This window comes from Phycisphaerae bacterium (genome assembly GCA_035384605.1).
GTDB lineage: Bacteria > Planctomycetota > Phycisphaerae > UBA1845 > PWPN01 > JAUCQB01.
Window position 1 is genome coordinate 12,474 of sequence record DAOOIV010000126.1, and the last position, 2,132, is coordinate 14,605.

Here is a 2,132-nt window from a genome sequence, read left to right on the forward strand (position 1 = left end):
CTTCAACTTCAGGCAGAGATTCGCTCCCCCGCCTCGAAACGAGGTGGGCTGCCCGAGTGGTGCCGACGCCCTCGTCGGCACTCTTTCCTGCCACGGTTGCCCCATCTCTTGAGCGCTGGAGCCTTCAACTTCAGGCAGAGATTCGCTCCCCCGCCTCGAAACGAGGTGGGCCACCCGAGTGGTGCCGACGCCCTCGTCGGCACTCTTTCCTGCCACGGTTGCCCCATCTCTTGAGCGCTGGAGCCTTCAACTTCAGGCAGAGATTCGCTCCCCCGCCTCGAAACGAGGTGGGCTGCCCGAGTGGTGCCGACGCCCTCGTCGGCACTCTTTCCTGCCACGGTTGCCCCATCTCTTGAGCGCTGGAGCCTTCAACTTCAGGCAGAGATTCGCTCCCCCGCCTCGAAACGAGGTGGGCTGCCCGTCCAATTCCGCGCTCGACAACACCGTTGCGATTGATTAGTCTTACTGCATAACAGGGTGTCTACTGGTGATCCAACGCGCTTCGGTGTTCCCCGGAGGTATCGGCCGTGATGCGTATCCTCGTAACGTTGATCTTCTGCTGTTTTCTGGTTGTTCCCGCCTTCGCGGCCGAGTCAGCCTTGACCGGCGACGCGGGGGGGCTTGAACGGCTCGATTTCCGCGAGGTCGTCAAACAGGCCAAGGACAAGGTGTTTCCCGCGGTCGTTTTCGTCAAATGTCTGCGGGAAAGCCACGAACAAGGCAAAAAGCGTACCGAGGACGTCTCCGGCAGCGGGGTGATCATTTCGCCAGAGGGAGAGATGCTGACCAACTGGCACGTGGTGGAGAAGGCAACGGAGGTGCGATGCCTGCTCCTGGACGGGCAGGCGATGGGCGCCAAGGTCCTGGGCACGGACAAGGACACCGACCTGGCCCTGGTTCAGCTTGTCGTGCCCGAGAATGCCAAACCGCTGCCGCATGCCGTTCTGGGGGATTCGACGAAGCTGAAGGAGGGTGATTTCGTCATGGCCATGGGTGCCCCGTGGGGGCTGAGCCGCTCGGTCTCCATCGGGATCATTTCCTGCAAGGACCGTTTTCTGCCCGAGGCGAGCGAATACAGCCTGTGGCTTCAAACCGACGCCTCGATCAGCCCGGGCAACTCCGGCGGGCCGCTGGTCAACACTGACGGCGAGGTCATCGGCATCAATACGCGAGGCACCAGCTACGGCGGGGACATGGGGTTTGCGATCCCATCGGACACCATTCGCACCATCGTGCCGCAGCTTCGCGAGGTCGGGCACGTCAACTGGAGCTGGATGGGCCTGCAGCTTCAGGCGCTTAAGGATTTCAATCGCAACATGTACTTCGACGGAACGGAGGGGGTAATCGTGGCGGAGACCGATCCGGACAGTCCGGCGCGCCGGGCGGGCATTCAGCCGCGAGACCGGCTTCTGAGGGTCAACGGAAAGTCCCTCAACGCCATAACCGAGGAGAACCTTCCGGCTATCCGGCGTGAACTCGGGCTGCTCCCGAAACACAAGCCGGCCAAGCTCGAGCTCCTGCGAGGCTCGGACCTGCTGGTGGTAGAGCTGACCCCCCGAGAGAAGGGCAAGGTGGAGGGTGACGAACTCGACTGTCCGCGTTGGGACATGACCCTCAAGACGATCAACCAGTTCGAGAACCCCGATCTGTACTTTCACCGCCAGAAGGGCGTGTTCGTTCTCGGAGTCAAGTACCCGGGTAATGCCTCGAACGCGGGCCTGCAGTCGCAGGATATACTCCTGAAGATCGAGGGGAAGGATGTGACCACGCTCGATGAGGTGAAGGCGATTCATGAGGAGGCGATCAGAAACGTGGGCACCAAGCACCGAGTGCTGGTAACGGTGCTCCGCAACGGCCTGATGCGCCAAGTGGTGCTCGATTTCTCTCGGGAGTACGAAAAGGAGTAAGTTGAGAGGAGAAACACGATGACCGGACCATCCATTGCGCTGCTTTGGTTGCTGCTGACCGCGACGGCGACGGACAAGGAGCCGCTTTCGCCGGCCGAGCAGATCGCGCTGCTCGACAGCCTGGCCCCGTCGCTGGTTCGCGTCGAGTACAGGTTTCAGTACGACAAGGGCGTGCCAGCGTCGTTCTGAAAGTGCAGAGATTTCGCCGGTTTGAATATGTAGTCT

The 2,132-nt window shown here is 61.4% G+C and carries 2 protein-coding genes; both read left to right on the top strand.

Annotated features, from left to right (window positions below; all coding sequences use genetic code 11):
* The first annotated feature begins 530 nt into the window (after window positions 1-530).
* Complete coding sequence (locus PLL20_19045) at window positions 531-1,907, top strand: trypsin-like peptidase domain-containing protein (protein HPD32094.1); 1,377 nt, start codon at window positions 531-533, stop codon at window positions 1,905-1,907.
* Between the two features lie 18 nt (window positions 1,908-1,925).
* Complete coding sequence (locus PLL20_19050) at window positions 1,926-2,096, top strand: hypothetical protein (protein HPD32095.1); 171 nt, start codon at window positions 1,926-1,928, stop codon at window positions 2,094-2,096.
* Window positions 2,097-2,132 lie beyond the last annotated feature (36 nt).